Here is an 18870-nt window from a genome sequence, read left to right as displayed (position 1 = left end):
TGAAATTTGACAAGCCAAAGATGCTGACAGGCTTGAACCAAAAGGTGTGCGGTCGGATGCTTCTCTTCACTTTGGAGGCACACGGACGAAGGACCGCCGGCGGATAGGCAGGGTCTAACCCGCCCGCGTTATTTAGGTGAAACACGGTAAACCCGCATCGTCGCCCGGCAATGGGCAGGCCGACCGCAAGGAAAGTTGTTGGCGGTGCGGGCAGAGGATGTCGGAGAAAGCGAACGCCGGACTGTAATGGTTTGGACAGGGGTTGCGGCTCGCCAACATCACCCCGCCCGAAAGGGAGCAGACTTCCGACGGGTCTCCCGTCGCGAGAGAATGTGCAGAACCCTCGGCAGGAGGACAGGCAAATGACGGTCACAACAGTGACTGGTGCGGCCTCCCGCGAAGCGGCGAGCTGGGGCCAGATTGACTGGCGCAAGGCTTACCAACACGTGCGACGGCTGCAGATGCGTATTGCGAAGGCAGTTAAGGAAGGTCGCTGGGGCAAGGTGAAAGCCTTGCAACGGCTGCTGACCCACTCGTTCAGCGGCAAGGCGCTTGCGGTGAAACGGGTTACTGGAAATCAGGGAAAGAGAACACCCGGAGTGGACCGGATCATCTGGGACACACCGGATAAGTGCGTCAGAGGATTATTGTCGCTCAAACGGCGTGGGTATCATCCTTTGCCGTTGAGGCGGGTATATATCCCGAAAGCAAACAGCAAGAAACTGCGTCCGCTCGGTATTCCGACGATGAAGGACAGGGCCATGCAGGCACTTCACCTGCTCGCTCTGCTACCTGTCGCGGAAACGACGGCAGACCCTAATTCGTACGGTTTTCGACCGTATCGAGCAACCCGTGATGCGGCCCGGCAGTGCTTTATCGCGCTGCGCGGGCGCGGCACGGCGGAATGGGTCTTGGATGCGGACATTGCTGGCTGCTTCGACGAAATCAGCAAGGACTGGCTCATCGCCAACATCCCCATGGACAAGGTGGTGCTCCGGAAGTGGCTGGACTCCGGTTACATAAAGGACGGTGACTGGCACGCGACGAAAGCGGGAACTCCGCAAGGGGGAATAATCTCGCCCACGCTCGCCAACATGGCCTTGGACGGAATGGAAAAGATGTTACGGGACTTCTACGGCCCAAGACGTCGCAACAGCCTGACCAAGGTCCACTTGATACGTTACGCCGATGACTTCGTCGTCACAGGTGCTTCAAAAGAAGTGCTGGAGGAGGCGAAATCTATGGTCGAGGAATTTCTGTCAGAACGGGGCCTGTCTCTGTCTGAAGAAAAGACTCGCATCGTGCGGGTCGAGGAAGGTTTCGACTTCCTCGGCTGGAACGTGCGCAGATATGATGGGCATACCCACATCAAACCCGCCAAGAAGAACGTGGTGGCGTTTATGCGCAAGATCCGAACTATCACCAAGGGTGCCGCCGATGTGAAGCAGGAGTATCTGATAATGTCGCTAAACCCGGTCATAAGGGGATGGACCAATTATCATCACAACCAGGTGGCGAAGGAGACCTTTCGCAAGGTCGATCATCTCATCTGGAAATGTCTCTGGCAGTGGGCCTGTCGTAGACACCCGGACAAGCCGCTTCGCTGGGTGAAGTATCGTTACTTCGCTCGGGAAGGTACACGAGACTGGGTATTCCGCACCGGGATGAAGGATAAGGCAGGAAACTTCAAGTTCATCCGCCTCATCCACGCATCCGACGTACCGATACGTCGCCACTGCAAAATCCGCGCCGAAGCGAATCCTTTCGATCCCATGTGGGACAGCTACTTCGCCGGAAGGCGCGGTCTGCCGTCGGAAGTTACGGATCGGCCCGGTGATTCCACATCTCATACCGATGCACAGGAACTGGCGGCTCTGGTCTAACAGGGCTTGGCGGAGGCTTGAGCTGTATGCTGGGAAACTCGCACGTACAGTTCTTAGGGAGGAGCGGCCCGGCAACGGGTCGTTCCTACCCGACAGCATACCCCGGAGCGCGAAGGCCGCAATCCGTCGACCGGTGCGGCGATCAAGGTTGCTGCGGCAAGAAAGCTGGGCTTCCAGCCTGCCAAGGCTCTGAAGGACGCCTTGAACACGTAAGGGTTTGCGGACCGCTGAGCCGGCCTTTAACCGAGAGATCGACGGCCCCGCTTTAGCGGGGCCGTCTGCGTGTCAGTCCCGGTTAGGGCGGGACCAGATCAGCTGGTAGCCCTCTTCGCCCTCGACCTCTGTGAGCGTCGCGTAGATCGGGGCAGGGAAGCTCGGATCGTCGAGCTTGACCGAGAGGTAGTCGCGGTCCTGCTCGGAGCGCTTCTGCCAGGCCGCGCCCAGCTCGACGTTGCCTGCGTAGATGCGGAAGTGCGGGCCCTTGTCGGAGGGGTTTTCGATGCGGGCGATGCGGGCCTTGACGTTGAGGGCGAGCGTGCGGATCGATCCGTTGAAGCCGGTTTCGGAGGTGGTGAAGGTGCCGATGGTTGCCATTGTCGTATTCCTTTGCTGTCTCGGGCCGCGCCCATCGCGGCCTCGATGGCTGTCGCAAGGATCGGGGACGATCGGTCCGCACCCGTAGGGCCGAAATGAAATGGCGGGCGGCCAGGAGAAGCTTTGTTGCTCCGCGAGGAATGAGCGCATCGCGCTCAGCGGAAGAAAGTTTCGCAAGGCCGTTGCGGGAAGACGATCGAGGCGAAGCCGGTCTTCGATCAGACATGCCTCATCGAGCCCGCGAAGGACGTGGCTTGCTGCAGTGCTCGAAGGGATATGGCAATGGCAGCCCGTCCCCGGTGCCTGCCCGGACGCTACAACGATCAGTCCGCTGTCTTGTCCACATGCCTAGCCCAAACCTCGCAGAACCACCCAGCGTGAGGGCGTTGCATTGCCCGCTCCGCGCTATCGCGGCGCCTCGCGAACCGTCGCCTGAGGATCTATACGTCAGCAGACAAAGCCGTTTATCGTCGAAATCAAGCCGTCCCGGAAGCTCAAGCCGATCGACCGGACAACCTCGATCTGGGGCAAACTGGACCTCGCGGCTGATCGTGACGCGCCCCCCGACCGACGGGCAAGAGTTGCCGACCGCTGGCGAGGCCAACGACCGGCGCTGACAAGTCTTCACGCGACGAGCCGCTCGTCGGCTGCGGCGAGCTGCAGCGAATGCAGGAACGCTACGGCCCGTTGCGCATGCGCCGACGCCTGGAATATCGCCCGTCTGTCGTCGGTCAGGACCTTAAGCCAGGAGTCGAGGTAGGAGGCGTGATCGGGGCGGGGCTCGAGCTCGGGAACAATCCCGAGATCGGCGCAAAGGAAGCAGCTACCGAGCTCCGCTATCAGTTCCTCGCGGGCTCGCTCGGATTTGTCCTTGGCATAGCGGCTGAGGTCGCGAGCGAGGCGGTGGGCCGGCGCCGTCCAGTGCGTGACCTCGTGGCTTAAAGTCGCGTAGTAGCTTGCCGCATCCTTGAAGCTCTCAAATGGTGGCATCTGGATGAGATCGGCGGCAGGCGCAAAGAAGGCCTGGTTGCCGCCATGGCGGATTGCAGCGCCGGTGTCGCGGAAGAACCGATCGGCATGCCCAACCCGTTCAACCGGATCGAGAACCGGTGCCGGCCGGTGATGATACTGGTCGGGAAGTCCGTCGATCTGTTCGACGTTGAAGACGCTGTAGGCTTTCAGGAAAGGGATCTCCCGCTCGACCTCGCCGCCGTTCCCGTCGGTTTCGGACTTGGTGAATCGGCTTGCGAAGACGACGGTCGTGCCGGTCTCGCCCTTGCGCACTGCGCCGCTCAGTTCCAGGGCCTGCTTGAACGTCATCCATGTGGATGACGTATAACCCCGTGTGATACCCTCCGACCATAAAAGCAGCACGTTGACGCCAGAATAGGGTTGCCCGTTGTAACGCAGCGGGCGGGTAATGTGGCCTGCCGTGTTCGCCGAATTCCATGGTTTCATCCAGGGCCGCACGCCTTTCGCCAGGTCTTCGATGATCCTGTCGGTGATGCGGCTGTAGAGATCGCCCCGCTGATTTTCTGTCTTGCTCATATCCAAACCTCCGTTTCAAGGCCGCGCCCGTCGCCGCCCGTTACGGAGGGCGAAAGCAGGAGCAGATCAGCCGGTGGATGCACCGGAACAGCCGCAACGCAGTGGAGGACGGCGAAGCCGTTGCATCCGCCGGCGGCTCCTGCAGACCCGACGAAGGAACGGGCGGCGACGGGCGTGCCATCGGCTTCATTTCTTTTTCCTTGCTGGCCGGGTTCGCAAAACGACAACAGGCCGGTCCCGCCATGGAACCGGCCGGCTCGAGTTGATGGAAAAGGCGGGGCCGGAACCCCGCCGGAAGTGGCTAGTCGAAGGCGGAGATCTGCGCTTCGGCAGCCTTGCGGTCGAGCGCGCGGCCCGGTTGTTCGACGGGACGGTCGAACGGTTTCCAGCTCTCGCCGATCACCTGGACATAGGCGGCGACGGCGCCTTCCGCCGCCATTCTGAGCGAATGGGCCTGTATGCCCATGTCGGCGGCAAATTCGCGCTTACGCTGGGCGGCGCTGTCATAGCCGACGGGACCGTCGAGGTCCTCGTCCCGGGCATCGTTGGCGGCCTTGGCCGTGGCATCGCGTGCCTCGGTGACCGCGCGGCTGTAGAACTGGCCGGCGCCATGGGCGGAGCCGACGTAGGCGCCGACGATCCGTTGCAGGTGGATCTGCATGGCCTTGTCGCCAAGGCCGTCGCCGAGCGCGTCGGCTGTCTCCGTGACGAGCCGCTCGTGCAGGTCGCGGATGCCGTCGCTGTCGATGACGGCGGTTCCGAAACTCTCGGCGATCTTCAGCGCCTGCATGGCGTCGGGGCAAGTCAGCCGAACCATGTCGACGGTGGCGCCTTTGCGCAGTTGCACGACACGCGTGGATTGCCGGGATGAGGGAGTGGACTTGGCCATGGTCGTTTCCTTTCGAGGTCGTCCGAAGCGGCTCCGGCCCCATGCCGGCTTGCCCTTCGGTGCGGTCACCCCGGACCGGCGGAAAGACGGGCGCCTCAAGGTCCGGCCCCTCCTGGACGAGCGGAGCCGGTTTGCGTGCGAAGAGGGCAACCTGTCCTCGATAAAGCACGCAAGCCTGCTCCGTGAAGGACGGCGGGGTCCGGCCGCTCCGCGGCGCGATAGCGGCCTGGAAGCGCACGGCCGCCGGTTCAGACCGCAGCAAAACGAAGGGCAATCCGGCATGGGGAGGAAGGTGACGTCCTCAAATCAACGACAGGCGCTCCCACGAAAGGCTGGTGGCGCCGAGGCTGCGCTCGCCCTCCTTGCGGATCAGCCGGCCTCGGCTGTTACGGGCCTCCTCCGCCCCATCAGCTGCCGGGCCGGTCTGACCGGTGGGCTTCCTGACCTCCGGCATCCGGCAGTGGACGCTGTGCACCTTGCCCTCGCGATCGCGGTACAGTCGCCTTTGCCTGGCTTGCCGTAGACGCGTTCGGCTTTCTTCGGCAGGTCCGGCTGGCCCCAATTGTTGACTTCGACGATGGTACCCTTCTTCGGCACGTTGCTCGCCATCCATTCCTGCTGGGCGCCAAGCAACTCTTCGACATTGGTGGTATAGCGATTGTCCTCATCGGCAGGGCCGAACAGGTCCTCCGCCCACTCGATCCCATAGGCCTGGCGCAGATCGTCGCCGAAGCTTGCATCACGTGCATACATACGGGTCTTTGTGAGACCGTTGGCGATCTGCCACCAGGCCGCCGTTCGCCTTTCTTCGGCTAGTGGGCCTTCCAGACCTCTTTTTGCTCGTCGTGCGAGGCGGCCGCAATCGTTCTGAGCCGCTGCTCGTTCGGCATATCGCCCTTGGCTATCTGATCGAGCATGGAGGGCAAGAGGTTTGCGAGCAGACGAAGCTTGCGGATCTGGCGGACGGGAAAGGCAAGCGCTACGGCGACCGCCTCCTCGGTCCAGCCGAGCGCGACCAGCCGCTCGATGCCGCGCATTGATCGATGGGATTAAGGCACAAGCTATATTCTCGGTCATCGAGCGCATCGCGCCGTTGTCGTTGGCCACCGCGACCACGACCACGTCGATTTCCTCGATACCGGCGGCGATCGCCACACTGGTGGGGCGGTGACCGGCTTCGATGATGTAACCGTTGCCGCCGGCTTCCGGGAAATGACCGGCGCTGGATCACGCCGACGGCCTTGATCGTCGCCAAGCAGGGCGTCGGCCTGGGGCGTCGACTTCGACTGGCGCGTGTTGTCGGGGTCGTCCTTTAACGCACGCGGATCGACCTTCATCAATTGCATGGGATATTCCTTTTCGAGGATTGGACAGGCCTCTGCCTGTCCTTCGCGTCTTCATTCCTTCCGAAGACACGACCCGAAGCGCGGAGCGGGCAGCCGGGTGCAACTGCGGCCGAGCATCGCTGCCGCGAAGGACGAGCGGAGCTGACAGCCCTGCGAGGACCAGTGGCCGCCATTGCGAGCGGCGCGGTTGAGCGTCAGCGACGCCCGGCTACTCGATCTGCGAGTAGTCTTCCTCCATCTTTTCTTCCATTTCCATTCGCCTATCCCTTGCTCTCTCACCACAAAGCTTGGAGGATGCGGCGAACCAAAACGTGCTGATGGAGACCCGTACTAAACGTCACTTGGCGCTTTTCTTGGCAGAAGGTTGTTTGACGCGGATGCGCAGAGGTCTGCTGTCCGAATGGTCTATCTCGAACGCATTTGTCTTCTTCACGAGGTCGCTGAGCTTCCTGAATCCATATGTTCGGGGATCGAAGTCTGAAGAGAGGTTCGCAAGCTGCGTTCCGACTGCGCCGAGCGGCACCCAACCATCCTCACTCTCCATCTGCGCGATGACCTTTCTGATGATCGGCGCCGCTGCACTTGGCGGCTGGAGCGAAGGAGTTGCCTGAGTAGCATCGCCACCATTTGTAGGCGCTGAAGAGAGGAGGTTTTCAGTGTAGATAAACCTCCGGCACGCCTGGCGGAAGCTTTCGGGCGTTTTCTGCTCGCCAAAACCGAACACATCGATGCCTTGCTCACGGATCCGAGAGGCGAGGCGTGTAAAATCGCTGTCGGAGGAAACAAGGCAAAAGCCGTCGAAGCGCCCGCTGTGGAGGAGGTCCATGGCGTCGATCACAAGTGTGATATCAGAGGCATTTTTACCGGTCGTGTAGGCAAATTGCTGCTGCGGAATGATCGCGTGCCTGGCAAGGACGTCGATCCAGGCTTTCGAGCGAGCGTTTGCGAAGTCACCGTATATGCGTCGGACGCTCGCCTCGCCGATTTTGGCTATTTCCTCGAATAAGCCGTCAACGATCTTGGCCGACGCATTGTCAGCGTCAATTAGTACAGCAAGTCGCGGTGAACGTGTTTCAGGCATTCGATAGCTCCAATCTGTCCTAATGGACCGAAGACCACAAGATGGACAAGGGGCCCATGCCTCACAAGCCCGAAAGTGTCAGATGCTATCGGACCACGCGCAGTTTGCTGGCAAGGGGAGTCGCGTCAGGATCGTGCGCGGATAAATCGTCGGATGACCTGAACAAAAAAAATGGGCCAGCGAAAACCGCGGCCCATGAAGCGTGAAGGTCAATAAACCTCCAGAGGGGAACAGCTGCTGCGGCGGCACTGGGAGGAAATCCGCCATGTGCATCAGCTGTGTGCACTATGATTAATTTTTGATCGGAAGGAAAACATTTATTGTGCAATGCAGCTATGCGCGTGCTGCACCGCCACGGACGACCCATCGAGACGGGCTTGATCGTCAAGCGGCGTCAGACGTCCCCGCCGTTTCCCCGCGCGCCGCGGTCGCCAGGACCTCATCGACCTCCCGAACCTGTTGGCGCTTGTCGGAAAGGTCGTCCGCGAACGCGAACATGCCGCCGTCGCGCGAGCGATAGGAGACAAGACCGCCGCTCGGCCTCGTGCAAGCGATACCGATAGCGCTCCTGCGCCTCATCGACACCGTCGAGCGCATGCTCGAGCCGTGAAACCGCGCCGAGCGGCGTCATGGTGACGGCAAGATCGAGCTCCTGGGTTGCGCCGGTGCGCTGCAGCAGGGTTGTGTAGTGATAGCCGTCGATTGCGGTAACCGCCATACGTCGCGGCATCGGCGCTGCCGCGCGCAACCAGGTCGCGCACAGATGCGATCGGCGCGGGGAGGTGGCGCAGTTGGACCGGCAGCTTGGCGGCGACTTCGTCGTACACCTTGTCGGAGAGGTCGCAGTAACCGTGGAAGTAACGGATCGCCTCGTCGATGCGCAGCGCGAAGAACACGTATGTCACCGAGCCGGTGAGGAATTCCCGCATCGCGAACAGCGAGCCGCGGATCCAGAGCGGCGGCAGGATCTCGAACATGTAATCGTGCTCGGCCTCGGGGATTTCGAACCATTCGCCTGCATAGAGCGGAGTTGCGTCACGGTCCCGACGATCGGGTCGCTGGACGTGGCGGTCGAACGTGGGAAACATCTGCTGGCGGCTTGCGACGCCCTGAAACACTTGCGGAGGGAAGAGGCCATTTGCGGCTCCTTGCGCGGGCGGACCAAGCGCGGCTCAGTCCTCTCGACCCTGCCATCTTCTTCAGTCCTTCGTGATCCGTTTCCTGCCGCCGGCATCGCGACCTCCCGCATCCAGGGCTGGCTTTAGCCGGGAGAAGCCTCCCTTGACGCGGCCGGCTCGCCTGCGGCACGCCTCTTCCTCTTTCGCTTCTTCCTCCAATTTCTGTTTCTCGCTGCCCCGCTTCGGGCGTAGCTTCTGAACTTCGTTCCAGTCTTCTTGTGACGGGCGAAGTCGCATCCAGTCGCATCCCGCCTCCTCGGCAAGTGCGCGTAGTCGCTCGGCAAACATCTCGCCTTGTGGGTTGGCGTCGGTGGCAGCGACAAGCTGGACGTTGGGGCCCGACGCAAGCCTGCGGAGTGCCGCGGCCGTGGTCGGCGACCAGCCGCCGCCGGTGCTGAGGTAGAGTGTGCCGTCTCGCAGGCCCTCGATTGCCGCAAGGCTCATCGCGTCGATCGCAGCTTCCGTGACGGCCAGTCGCACCGCTGCACGCGACCCCAGACGAAAGAGAACCTTCGTTCCTCCCGAGGCGAACCCGCGGTATTGCGGACCGCGCGCCTCCCAGCCTGTGACACCGCCTGCCTCGTTCGTATGGGCGGCCCACATGGTGCCTTGCGGACCTTCGCGAAGAAGGTTGCGTTTGATCGCCGAGCATAAAAGAACCGTCGGCAGGCAACGCACGTCCTGCAGGTACCGCCATGTTGATGAACCCCGCCAGGGGCGGCGGCGCGCCTGCCAGCGATCGCCAAGCGGAAGGTCGGATTGGCCGTCCGGAATGCCAGGCTGCCACTCAGCCTTGGAAATATGGAAGCCTATGAGGTCCGCGACCTTTGCGACGCATGCCGAAAAGCCAACACGGTCAAGGTGCTCGACCAATCCAAAGATATCGCCTTTCGCATCGCTGAGCGGATCGAACCATCCACGCCCTCCATGCGTCACGATGATGATCTCACTGCCGCGGCGGTACTTGACCGCCCGCCGGGTGCTTTCCTTGACGTCAATGGCAAACCCGTTCTTATCCAGCACGGCGGCGCAGCTTACCTTGTCGCGAAGCGATTCTATTTCTCTTCTCTCCATTTTCCTTCCGATCGCGAAAGCGATCGCCTCCTGCTCGTCAGTTCTATTCATCGGCCACTTCAGCGGCCGCGAAGAGCAAAGGACGCAAGGGCGCGGCTGGCAATTTGGTGAATCGTGCAAGGTCGACCGCGGCGAAGCCTCCCTTGCGGCCTGCCGCTCGCTAGCGGCACGCCGCAGGCCATGCCGCCGGCTCAATGCCAAGGCGTGTATTCATGGACGATCTCAAGATCGTTCATCGGCGTCGATTGCGTCGGACGGCAGGACGCCGTTATCCGCCGTCGACGGAGAAGAGGGTGACCGGGACCATCAGGTTGCGGGAGAGCTGGAAAGCGTGGGACTGGGCGAGTGAGAGATTCGTGCGACATGTGAGTGGTTCCTTCGGAGCGGCCCAATTCCCGCTCGATCACTCCACAAAAGGCCCGCCCGGGGAGGGCGCGATCACCGCTGCGCGACGCGGAAGCGGCCGCAGCATGGCTAGCGGACCGCTCGCGGGTGGAAGATCCGGAACCGGGCCAGGACTCCATCAACAGAGAGCGGGATTGGACTGGTTAGGGAGGTGCCTCACGCAACGACGCTCGACTGCATCGACCAGGTCACGATCTGCGGCCTGCGGTCTCGAAATGCCGGGCGGATTTCATCGGCCGCCTGCCTGCGCGATGCCATCGTATCGACCGGCTTATGGCATATTTGAACTCGGTGATTCCCCTGATGAGAGAGGATTGAGATAGCCAACGATATCAGCATCGGAATGTCTTTGTTCTTAGCTTAGAGGATGGCCGGGAACAGAGGTTGCCGACTTCTATGAGGCCGCTTTTGGTGCCCAACAGATCGACTTTTGCAATCTGGATGGCGCTTTGGCGGGCTTTGCAATGCGCTTTGGCGCAATGCCCGTTGCAGTCGCTGGATCCAATCCCCGGCGCGAGCAACACCCTTCTTACGGCGGCCCTTTTTCCCGAAAGCGCTGGGCAGTCAGCGCCATTTTCACGATCAACGTGATGACATTGAGCAAACCGCCGGCGCGGTGTGACTGCCGGAGCGATTGTCCGCGATGAGATAGAGACGGACATTTCTTGGCCGCCGCGAGGCCTCGATCTTCGATCGTTCGGCCCGCTCTGGGCGCTGGTCGAACGAAGGGCAGCGCGCGTCTGGAAAGCCGCCCAAGCGCTTTCCACATCGGTCGCGTTCGTCATCAGCCCAGCGATCAAAACTTTTCGATCAATGTTTATGAGATGGCCGAGGTCATCTCGTCTTTCGGTAGGTCCAAAGTTGTGCCGGCGGAATGTTGCGCATCATGAAAGCCAGATGACGGACCTCGTATCCGGCGGGAAGCGCGACGACTGGAGAGAGCAATCCATAGGTGATTTGGACGACGGGCCGCCCTGTCGGAATCCGTTCGAGAAGATCGAGGATCAGCGACAATCGCTTTGAAGGCGGCAAATGAAGGAGGGGCACAGCGGAGATGACGCAGTCGAACTTTGCACCTCGCTGAGCGCCCAGAACGAGATCCAGCGCAAAGGCGTCTCCACATCGAACGTCGACCTCGGGAAACTCCTGCTGAAGATGCCGACAGAACTCGGGCGAATACTCGATGGACAAGAGCTCCTTGGGCCCAACGCCGCGCGCCAGGATCTGTTTTGTGATTACGCCGGTTGCCGGACCCAGTTCAAGGACAGGAAGGCTGGAGAAAGGATCGATAACGCTTGCCATCTTCTTTGCCGTCGCAACGGAAGTGGGCGTTATGGCGCCTACCGCTGTGCGGTCGCGCTTCCAGCCCTTCAGGAACGCGATCTCATCCTTGAACTTCAACCCCAGCCGCTGCCGCACGCCCATTTTGCCTCCGCTTTGACACCCGATCAGAATCATGGGAGCGACAAACACCGTCAAAATGCGACAAATGCAAGCCCGGCGGCGGCATTTTCAGCTCAACATCGCCTTTTGCTCATAAAAGAAACCCGCGGCGAGCACCATTCACTACCAAGCCACGCCCTTTGGGCGCCTTGGTTCTCCGGTTCAGACCGGCATACTTCGAAAGAAATGCCAGCTTTACCATATTCTCGGGAGTTCCATCACAGTTAAAGCACACTCACAATGATCGCTGAGGGCTCCCCGATCAGGCTGTCAACGAACCAATCAATTCGTCACGTCTCCAAAAGCGAGCGACATACGATTTTGTCGGAATACGTCGACGCGGCGCACGGGCGAGGAGCCATGCCCCGACATTTTGATGATATGCCGTTTTTGGTGGCATGAAATTTGTACGAAATCAGTCGTGGAGGAATGCACCACGACATTCGATCCGAGGTTGGGCATCTTCTATGTTTAGCAGCGCGGCAACAATTGCAATCGAATCTGTGGCTTTCGGCAGGGGCAGTGAACCGCATGCGGCACGAAAAGCCTCCTCTGACAATCTGGTCGCAAATTTAAGGGCGCGACCAAAGCTATTCCCGCAAAGGGGTATGAGGGTATGAGCGCAAAGATTTTTCCGGATTGGAAGAAAACCAGGTTTTGTAGCCTGGTTAAACGAATTGTCACCGCAAGTTTCAGCCTGCTGCTGCTGACCGGGGTGGCACAAACCCAAGCGCTGCCAAAACTGAAGATCGATCGCAACGCGATCTCGGTGTCGGGCCTATCATCGGGAGCGTTCATGGCCTCGCAGTTGCAGGTCGCGTATTCATCAAGTTTCATGGGAGCCGGCATTGTCGCTGGTGGACCTTATTTTTGCGCTATGGGCAATCTCACCTATACGGGAATCTGCATGGGCCAAGTGCCGCGCGTTCCTCCAAATCCTGCGATGTTGTTCGCTGCGGCGGAAACGTCTTCGCGGATCGGCGCCATCGACCCGCTTTCCAACCTTGGATCAAAGAAGATTTACATTTTCAGCGGTACGGCCGATACGATCGTCAAGCAAAGTGCCGTCGATGCTAGCGTCCAGTTTTTCAAATTGGCCCGAGTTCCCGATTCAAACCTCGCCTATGTCAGCAATTACCCTGCCGGTCACTCGTTTGTTTCGAAGGTCTTCGGGAATTTGTGCCCGACCAACGCAACGCCGTACATCAACGAATGTGTGAACGATCCCCCAAATACTGCCAACGACAACAATTACGACCAGGCTGGCGCGATTTTGCAGTTCATCTATGGCAAGCTTAACCAGCCGGCCGCCAAACCAACTGGGAAGTTGAGGGCGTTCGACCAGAAACTCTACGGGGCCGCCAACCCGGTGTCGAGCATGGCGGATGTGGGGCATGTCTTTATCCCCGACAGCTGCGGCAAGCCTAGGGCCAACTGCAAACTGCATGTTTCCATCCATGGCTGCCGCCAATCGCAGCAATCGATTGGGGACGATTGGTATACCAAGCTCTATCTGAATAACTGGGCGGATACCAACGGTATCATAGTGCTGTATCCGCAAGTCAATAAGTCACTCCGGAGGCCGTATAATCCCCGGGGTTGTTGGGACTGGTGGGGCTTTACAGGCAGCAACTATGCGATCAAGGGTGCTGTCCAAATGGACGCCATTATGAAGATGATCGCTGCTCTGGGCGCCCTCTGACGGCGAAGCGCCAAGACACCTGCAGTTATCGCCGTGGCGACATCCGTTCTCCTTGGGTGGACCGAGTGTTACCACACGCGGGCATCATAACCGCGTTGCGCCTTGGGGCCGAGCTTAACCTTGACCATATTGGCGAGATTCGACGCCCTACGGCATCTTCTCCCGAGCGTTCGAAAGGAATTTCACTTCAGATTACCATCGTTCGAGAGATCGAACGTGACGACCTTCTGCGCATGGACAAAGAGGTTCTTATGAGTTTCTACGCGCGGCATCGGAATGAAAATGACGCGCGAACTGTAATCCATTTGGCATCGCGCCAACCTATCTCGGTTTTGATTTTTGCGGTTTTAACACGATGGTGAGATTCCAAAGCTCTCGAACGTCTAGATTTCTAACCGTATGAACTTATAGTGATTGTTTGAGTCACTCCCGCTCGAAAAGTCTTGCGCGCCCTCTTGACCCTACCTCGCTAGCTACCCATTTCATCTGTCGTCGACGCCAAAAAGAGTCGACTACGTCAGGGGCGCCGAGCTTCTTGGCGTTCCTCGTATCTATGTTGCTCCGTGGAGGATGTAGCTATGAGAACAAACCTCGATCTTACCCCTTTCTATAGGTCCAGCATCGGCTTCGACCGCATATTCGATCTTCTCGAAAATGCCAGCGTTAACGCCGACAAGTGGCCGCCTTTCAACATCCTAAAACTCGGCGAAGACACGTATCGCATCGCGATCGCGGTGGCAGGTTTTGCCGAAAGCGAACTGACGATCACCCACGAGGCAAAAATGCTCGTGGTGAACGGCGCGAAGTCCGAGGACGACGAAGCACTGTATCTGCATCAAGGCCTTCCCGTAAGGTCGTTTGTGCGCAGATTTGAGCTGGCTGATCACGTGATCGTCGAAGGAGCAAAGCTCGAAAACGGGCTACTCCTCATCAATCTCAAGAAGGAAACACCTGTGGAGATGAAGTCGCGTCGGATTGCCATCCAAGCCGAGACTGCCAAAGCCGCTTCAAAGCAGATTGAGGGCGCCAAAGCCTAGCGTGATGCGCACCTGCTTACTCCTCGGCTGTTCCCGAACCGCCAAGGACGTCATCGCACGACAGGAGAAAAAAACCGAAGAAAGGATGATAGTCATGAGTGTACGTGACCTGATCCCATGGAGCCGTGGCAACAGCCAGGTTCCGAACGTCTATCGTGGCGACGACATAGACCCGTTCCTGTCGCTTCACCGCAATGTCAACCGTCTGTTCGACGAAGTCTTCCGCAGTTTCGGTCCGCCATCGTTGTTTGGTGGCACATCGCCGATTGGCGCCGAGTGGCCGCACGTAGAGATCAAGGAGAATGACGACGAAATCCGAGTGATAGCGGAAATTCCGGGCATCGATCCAGAGGATATCGAGTTGCTGCTGAAAGACGGCGTGCTTACGCTTCGTGGTGAAAACAAGTCCGATACCGAGGACAAGGATCGCGGGTTCAGCGAGCGTTATTACGGACGCTTCGAACGGCGACTGGCTTTGGGTCGCCAGCTTGATGAGAGTAAGGTCGCCGCAACGTTCAAGAACGGCCTTCTTACGGTGACGCTGCCGAAGACCGAGAAGGAGCGAGCCAACGTCAAGCGGATCGCCATCGACAACACCGAATAATACCGACAGCTGCAAGCTCGCCGGGTACAAACGCACCCGACGAGCTTCGGCAACGGCGACGCTGTCTTACGGTCGCGATCGAAAATACCATCCCGGGCGCTGCGCTTTTGGTCGCAGCGCCAATGGGCACTTAGTGGGTAAGCAGAGGTGGAGGCGGGAAGTCCAATACATTGCTCGTATAGCTTTCGACCAGCGCACTGAACGGAGTGCCGTCCTGAAGCTTCAGCACTGCATGATGTTCGAGAAGAAAGGGCGGTAGTATAAGAGATCCCGTTGCGGGTGTCGGTAGTTCCTTTTCCACGTCCCATCCTTCTGGAAGAGGGGACCACAGCAAATTGGAAGATAGATTTGTGCGGGTGAATTTAAGAGATTGGACGGCTCTGCCAAAGGCAACGTCGCTCGTATTCAACGCTTTATTCATGTCCATTGTCAGCCTTGCCGGAACATACCAATTGTCAGCCTCAGAAAGGACGCGATTGCCGCAAACGAGGCGGACATGTCGGTAGGCGATGGGCTCGTCGGGGCCGACCGCCAGAAGTTCTCGGATGCGGCTATTGACGGGCTTGTCTCTCCCGCGTACCCGCTGTGCAACGATCTTAGAACCTTGCGGTGCGAGATTGTGTCCGGCACACCACCGGTCGAGCGTCAAAGTGGCACTAGCATTACTCAGGAGAGTTGCATTCAAGGTCTGGAGAATCGCAAGCGCCTCAATCCGTGCCGTTGGCGTGTTTGGCCATTGCACCGTGGTGAACGATTCCTGCGCCGATATGCTATGCGCGGCCAGCATGATCGCAGCAGCAGGTGCAAATGCGATAACCCGTATAAACTTCCAACAGTAAATTGACACGAAAAGTCATCCTTTGTGCGAGTTTGATGAGCGGTCGAGACGATATTTATTGCCAGGGAGGCTTTCCCACAAGAACGCTCGAAGGTGACTTCTAAAAGGCTGTGTGAGCGGACCTACCGTCCCGCTTTCAAGGTTTCCGTAGATACCTGGCACCAATGATGGCTGCTGAGCGCATCATGACGGACGTTACCTCTGCCTTGGGAAACCGGCCGGTTTATGTCCGAGGCGGCACCCGTCGTCCCAGCGTGAAAACCGATGCGGCGATAATCCATGACGTAAATGGGTGCGATCCAAAGAATCGATTTTTCCAATAAGTCGAGTGCCGTTAGAACGCGCTGAATTTGGCTTAGCGCGACAGCACGACGGTTTTGCCACGGAGTTCTGACGGAATGATAGCCGTCATGGCGATCAAGGAGTGAAGCAGCTTCGCTCACTCCAGACTGACGGACTAGGTGAGTGCGTTGTGGCCGATATGCGAAAACGCGGAGAATGTATGTGCGGGATTGTGGGTATTGTCGGCCATCATCCGGTTTCGGACCGGTTGATAGACGCATTGAAACGGCTTGAATATCGTGGCTACGATTCGGCAGGCGTCGCGACGATCGACGGTGGAGCGCTCCATCGCCGGCGCTGTGAGGGCAAGCTCCTCAACCTTGAAGCAAAGCTGAAAGAACTGCCCCTGGCGGGCACAATCGGCATTGGCCATACGCGCTGGGCAACCCATGGCGCGCCGACGGAACGCAATGCCCACCCACATTTTAGCGACGGCATCGCAGTCGTCCACAATGGGATAATCGAGAATTTCGCCGAATTGAAGGATGAGCTGACCGCGGCCGGCACCGAGTTCCAAACCGACACCGACACGGAGGTCATCGCGCATCTCGTGGCAAGACTTCGCCGGGACGGCATGGCCCGGCGCGAAGCTATGCATGCGATGCTGAAGCGCGTCCGAGGCGCTTACTCGCTGGCTCTGCTCTTCGAGGAGGACCCTTCGACCATCATGGCTGCCCGGAATGGCCCGCCGCTCGCGATCGGTCACGGAAGCGGCGAGATGTTTCTCGGATCGGACGCGATTGCGCTGGCGCCCTTCACTAACGAGATCACCTACCTGATCGACGGCGATTGGGCGGTCATCGACAAGACTGGCGTCCGTATCTTCGATATCGACGGAAAGGTCACCACCCGACCGCGGCAGATCTCGGTGGTGACGGCCCATATGATCGACAAGGGCAACTATCGCCATTTCATGGAGAAGGAGATTTACGACCAGCCGGAGGCCATCTCCGATACCCTTGGCCATTACATCAACTTCAGCGACAATCAGGTGGTCGCGGCTTGGCGCGACACCGTCTTCACCAACGTGCAAAGCTTGGCGATCTCCGCCTGCGGCACTGCGTACTTGGCCGGACTAATCGGCAAATACTGGTTCGAGCACTACGCACGTCTGCCGGTCGAAATTGATGTCGCCTCCGAATTTCGGTACCGCGAAATCCCGTTCTCGCCACAGGTGGCAGCTCTCTTCATCTCACAGTCGGGCGAGACGGCCGATACACTTGCTTGCCTACGCTATTGCAAGGAGCACGGCTTGAAGACCGGTGCAGTCGTCAACACGCCCGAATCGACGATAGCACGAGAGTCCGACACTGTGTTCCCGATCCTCGCCGGACCGGAGATCGGCGTTGCGTCTACGAAGGCCTTTACATGCCAACTCGCCGTATTGGCTGCGCTCGCGGTTGCTGCCGGCAGGGCGCGTGGCACCCTTACGGAGAAGGAGGAACAGACACTGGTCGCCCGGCTTGCCGAGATGCCGCGCGTCATTGGGCAGGTGCTCAACAGCATCCAACCCAGGATCGAACTTCTGTCGCGTGAATTGGCAAAGTGCCGCGCCGTGCTCTATCTTGGCCGCGGAACCAGCTTCCCTTTGGCCATGGAAGGCGCCCTGAAACTAAAGGAGATTTCCTATATTCACGCGCAAGGGTATGCTGCCGGCGAACTGAAACACGGTCCAATTGCTCTCATCGATGAGAACATGCCGGTTATCGTGATCGCACCACACGACCGCTTTTTCGATAAGACCGCTTCCAACATGCAGGAGGTTGCGGCCCGCGGCGGACGGATCATCTTGATCACGGATGAGAAGGGCGCTCGCGCCTTGAAGCTCGACACGATGCAAACAATCGTTCTTCCAAATGTGGACGAGATCATTGCGCCGATGATCTTCTCGCTGCCGGTCCAACTACTCGCCTATCATACGGCCGTGTTTGCGGGCACGGACGTCGATCAGCCGCGCAATCTGGCGAAATCAGTCACCGTCGAATAGGTCATCGTTTCCGTAAGGGACGAATGACAGAGTTTAGATGACTTATAACTGCTGAGCATTTGGAGATCGACATGCCGCAAACGAAGATATTTGGCTTCTCGGGGAACATAACACGACCGTCCACGACGCGCACATTCGTCGACCATATCGTCGGGCAATTGGCAATCAAAACGCGAGCGGTGGCGCAGTCCTTCGATGTCGATGACCTTGGACCTTCACTATTGGCGGCCAAACGGCTAGACGACCTCAGCGCTCAAGCACGCGGGGTCGTAGACCAAATGCTGGAGGCAGACGTCCTGGTTGTAGGCTCACCCACCTACAAGGGCAGTTACACCGGCCTATTCAAGCACTATTTCGATTTGCTCGATCCAACATCGCTGAGGGGCAAGCCTATCATCATCGCTGCGACGGGCGGAGGCGAGCGTCATTCGCTTGTCGTCGAGCATCAGTTGCGCCCTCTGTTCGGGTTCTTTGAAGCGCTTGCGATGCCGACCGCAATCTATGCCACCCGTAATGACTTCGCCCACGGGGAGGTGATTTCCGAGGCCATCCGCATGCGTGTAGGCCGGGCTGTCGAGGAAGCAGCATACGCAATAGGATGACCAGACGCAGCAAACGTCGGCGCAACAGGCTCTATTGTCCCACGCGAACCTTAAGAGGCGATTTAGCGGTATTCACCGCCTCGAAGACAACGTTGACTCTGTGTTTCCCTGGTCCAATCGGATGCCAGTGTCCTCAAAACGCTAGCCTCTCCCCGGCCGTAGGTGGTCTTGTTATAGTTGGCGAGTGCGCCCAATCCTGGCTCAATCCAGCAGCTGATTGGCGATCTCTGACGGAGTCGCCGACAAAAAACTGCTGCTTTGGACGGCGGAATAGCCCGACATCACTGGTGTCGCCAAGATGTTTTGAACAGTTGAGT

The 18870-nt window shown here is 59.0% G+C and carries 15 protein-coding genes and 2 pseudogenes; 7 read left to right on the top strand and 10 right to left on the bottom strand.

Going from position 1 to position 18870, the window contains the following annotated elements; genetic code table 11:
* The first annotated feature begins 362 nt into the window (after nt 1-362).
* Nucleotides 363-1883 carry a group II intron reverse transcriptase/maturase gene (gene ltrA / locus GGD50_RS23380; RefSeq protein ID WP_004119807.1) on the top strand — a complete coding sequence of 507 codons (1521 nt, stop codon included), beginning with the start codon at nt 363-365 and terminating at the stop codon, nt 1881-1883.
* 93 nt (nt 1884-1976) lie between these two features.
* Nucleotides 1977-2096, top strand: a pseudogene (locus GGD50_RS23375) (HU family DNA-binding protein); the annotation flags it as partial.
* Nucleotides 2097-2168: 72 nt separating this feature from the next.
* On the opposite strand, the gene GGD50_RS23370 reads toward GGD50_RS23375, so the two are convergent.
* From GGD50_RS23370 to pmtA, 9 genes and pseudogenes are all read right to left on the bottom strand, one after another.
* Nucleotides 2169-2477: a DUF736 domain-containing protein gene (locus GGD50_RS23370; RefSeq protein WP_004119799.1), complete on the bottom strand. Its 309-nt coding sequence runs from the start codon at nt 2475-2477 to the stop codon at nt 2169-2171.
* 624 nt (nt 2478-3101) lie between these two features.
* Nucleotides 3102-4025 (bottom strand): ArdC family protein, encoded by a 924-nt coding sequence (locus GGD50_RS23365; RefSeq protein ID WP_028755179.1) that lies wholly within the window; start codon nt 4023-4025, stop codon nt 3102-3104.
* Nucleotides 4026-4326: 301 nt separating this feature from the next.
* A complete protein-coding gene (locus GGD50_RS23360; protein ID WP_004119792.1) occupies nt 4327-4914 on the bottom strand; it encodes a hypothetical protein in 588 nt (195 codons plus the stop codon).
* A 382-nt stretch (nt 4915-5296) separates the two neighbouring features.
* Nucleotides 5297-6260, bottom strand: a pseudogene (locus tag GGD50_RS23355) (ParB N-terminal domain-containing protein); the annotation flags it as partial.
* A gap of 337 nt (nt 6261-6597) precedes the next feature.
* Entirely contained in the window at nt 6598-7341 is a 744-nt protein-coding gene (locus GGD50_RS23350; RefSeq protein ID WP_004119790.1) for an NYN domain-containing protein, read from the bottom strand.
* Nucleotides 7342-7725: 384 nt separating this feature from the next.
* The gene (locus GGD50_RS23345) at nt 7726-7920 is read right to left on the bottom strand and encodes a hypothetical protein (RefSeq protein ID WP_028755183.1); all 195 of its coding nucleotides are present in this window, start codon (nt 7918-7920) and stop codon (nt 7726-7728) included.
* Nucleotides 7917-8429 carry a DUF1419 domain-containing protein gene (locus GGD50_RS23340; RefSeq protein ID WP_210305302.1) on the bottom strand — a complete coding sequence of 171 codons (513 nt, stop codon included), beginning with the start codon at nt 8427-8429 and terminating at the stop codon, nt 7917-7919. Before GGD50_RS23340 ends, GGD50_RS23345 begins: the two co-directional genes overlap by 4 nt.
* Before the next feature lie 111 nt (nt 8430-8540).
* Nucleotides 8541-9644, bottom strand: a complete 1104-nt coding sequence (locus tag GGD50_RS23335) for a DUF3991 and toprim domain-containing protein (protein WP_240535449.1) — start codon at nt 9642-9644, stop codon at nt 8541-8543.
* Nucleotides 9645-10832: 1188 nt separating this feature from the next.
* Complete coding sequence (gene pmtA / locus GGD50_RS23330; protein ID WP_004119780.1) at nt 10833-11423, bottom strand: phospholipid N-methyltransferase PmtA; 591 nt, start codon at nt 11421-11423, stop codon at nt 10833-10835.
* A 634-nt stretch (nt 11424-12057) separates the two neighbouring features.
* Between pmtA and GGD50_RS23325 the strand changes: the two genes are divergently transcribed.
* From GGD50_RS23325 to GGD50_RS23315, 3 genes are all read left to right on the top strand, one after another.
* Nucleotides 12058-13143, top strand: a complete 1086-nt coding sequence (locus tag GGD50_RS23325; RefSeq protein ID WP_004119777.1) for an extracellular catalytic domain type 2 short-chain-length polyhydroxyalkanoate depolymerase — start codon at nt 12058-12060, stop codon at nt 13141-13143.
* A gap of 578 nt (nt 13144-13721) precedes the next feature.
* Nucleotides 13722-14180 carry an Hsp20 family protein gene (locus tag GGD50_RS23320; protein ID WP_004119775.1) on the top strand — a complete coding sequence of 153 codons (459 nt, stop codon included), beginning with the start codon at nt 13722-13724 and terminating at the stop codon, nt 14178-14180.
* A 94-nt stretch (nt 14181-14274) separates the two neighbouring features.
* The gene (locus GGD50_RS23315; RefSeq protein WP_004119772.1) at nt 14275-14784 is read left to right on the top strand and encodes an Hsp20/alpha crystallin family protein; all 510 of its coding nucleotides are present in this window, start codon (nt 14275-14277) and stop codon (nt 14782-14784) included.
* Between the two features lie 130 nt (nt 14785-14914).
* Here the strand turns inward: GGD50_RS23315 and GGD50_RS23310 are convergent, their stop codons facing one another.
* The gene (locus GGD50_RS23310; RefSeq protein ID WP_004119769.1) at nt 14915-15631 is read right to left on the bottom strand and encodes a hypothetical protein; all 717 of its coding nucleotides are present in this window, start codon (nt 15629-15631) and stop codon (nt 14915-14917) included.
* Nucleotides 15632-16124: 493 nt separating this feature from the next.
* Here GGD50_RS23310 and glmS point away from each other — a divergent pair, with 493 nt between their 5' ends.
* Together glmS and msuE are read left to right on the top strand one after the other, a co-directional pair.
* The gene (glmS, locus tag GGD50_RS23305; protein WP_004119766.1) at nt 16125-17951 is read left to right on the top strand and encodes a glutamine--fructose-6-phosphate transaminase (isomerizing); all 1827 of its coding nucleotides are present in this window, start codon (nt 16125-16127) and stop codon (nt 17949-17951) included.
* A gap of 71 nt (nt 17952-18022) precedes the next feature.
* Nucleotides 18023-18553: an FMN reductase gene (msuE, locus tag GGD50_RS23300; RefSeq protein ID WP_004119752.1), complete on the top strand. Its 531-nt coding sequence runs from the start codon at nt 18023-18025 to the stop codon at nt 18551-18553.
* The last annotated feature ends 317 nt before the right edge of the window (nt 18554-18870 follow it).

It is taken from the genome of Martinezella paranaensis (assembly GCF_014200235.1).
Lineage (GTDB): Bacteria > Pseudomonadota > Alphaproteobacteria > Rhizobiales > Rhizobiaceae > Rhizobium > Rhizobium paranaense.
This window is presented reverse-complemented; position numbering and strand designations above follow the sequence as displayed.

What these genes read in the sequence shown, in the direction of transcription:
- ltrA (WP_004119807.1), top strand. Translation starts at nt 363, where the DNA reads ATGACGGTCACAACAGTGACTGGTGCGGCCTCCCGCGAAGCGGCGAGC.
- GGD50_RS23370 (WP_004119799.1), bottom strand. Translation starts at nt 2,477, where the DNA reads ATGGCAACCATCGGCACCTTCACCACCTCCGAAACCGGCTTCAACGGA.
- GGD50_RS23365 (WP_028755179.1), bottom strand. Translation starts at nt 4,025, where the DNA reads ATGAGCAAGACAGAAAATCAGCGGGGCGATCTCTACAGCCGCATCACC.
- GGD50_RS23360 (WP_004119792.1), bottom strand. Translation starts at nt 4,914, where the DNA reads ATGGCCAAGTCCACTCCCTCATCCCGGCAATCCACGCGTGTCGTGCAA.
- GGD50_RS23350 (WP_004119790.1), bottom strand. Translation starts at nt 7,341, where the DNA reads ATGCCTGAAACACGTTCACCGCGACTTGCTGTACTAATTGACGCTGAC.
- GGD50_RS23345 (WP_028755183.1), bottom strand. Translation starts at nt 7,920, where the DNA reads ATGAGGCGCAGGAGCGCTATCGGTATCGCTTGCACGAGGCCGAGCGGC.
- GGD50_RS23340 (WP_210305302.1), bottom strand. Translation starts at nt 8,429, where the DNA reads ATGTTTCCCACGTTCGACCGCCACGTCCAGCGACCCGATCGTCGGGAC.
- GGD50_RS23335 (WP_240535449.1), bottom strand. Translation starts at nt 9,644, where the DNA reads ATGAATAGAACTGACGAGCAGGAGGCGATCGCTTTCGCGATCGGAAGG.
- pmtA (WP_004119780.1), bottom strand. Translation starts at nt 11,423, where the DNA reads ATGGGCGTGCGGCAGCGGCTGGGGTTGAAGTTCAAGGATGAGATCGCG.
- GGD50_RS23325 (WP_004119777.1), top strand. Translation starts at nt 12,058, where the DNA reads ATGAGCGCAAAGATTTTTCCGGATTGGAAGAAAACCAGGTTTTGTAGC.
- GGD50_RS23320 (WP_004119775.1), top strand. Translation starts at nt 13,722, where the DNA reads ATGAGAACAAACCTCGATCTTACCCCTTTCTATAGGTCCAGCATCGGC.
- GGD50_RS23315 (WP_004119772.1), top strand. Translation starts at nt 14,275, where the DNA reads ATGAGTGTACGTGACCTGATCCCATGGAGCCGTGGCAACAGCCAGGTT.
- glmS (WP_004119766.1), top strand. Translation starts at nt 16,125, where the DNA reads ATGTGCGGGATTGTGGGTATTGTCGGCCATCATCCGGTTTCGGACCGG.
- msuE (WP_004119752.1), top strand. Translation starts at nt 18,023, where the DNA reads ATGCCGCAAACGAAGATATTTGGCTTCTCGGGGAACATAACACGACCG.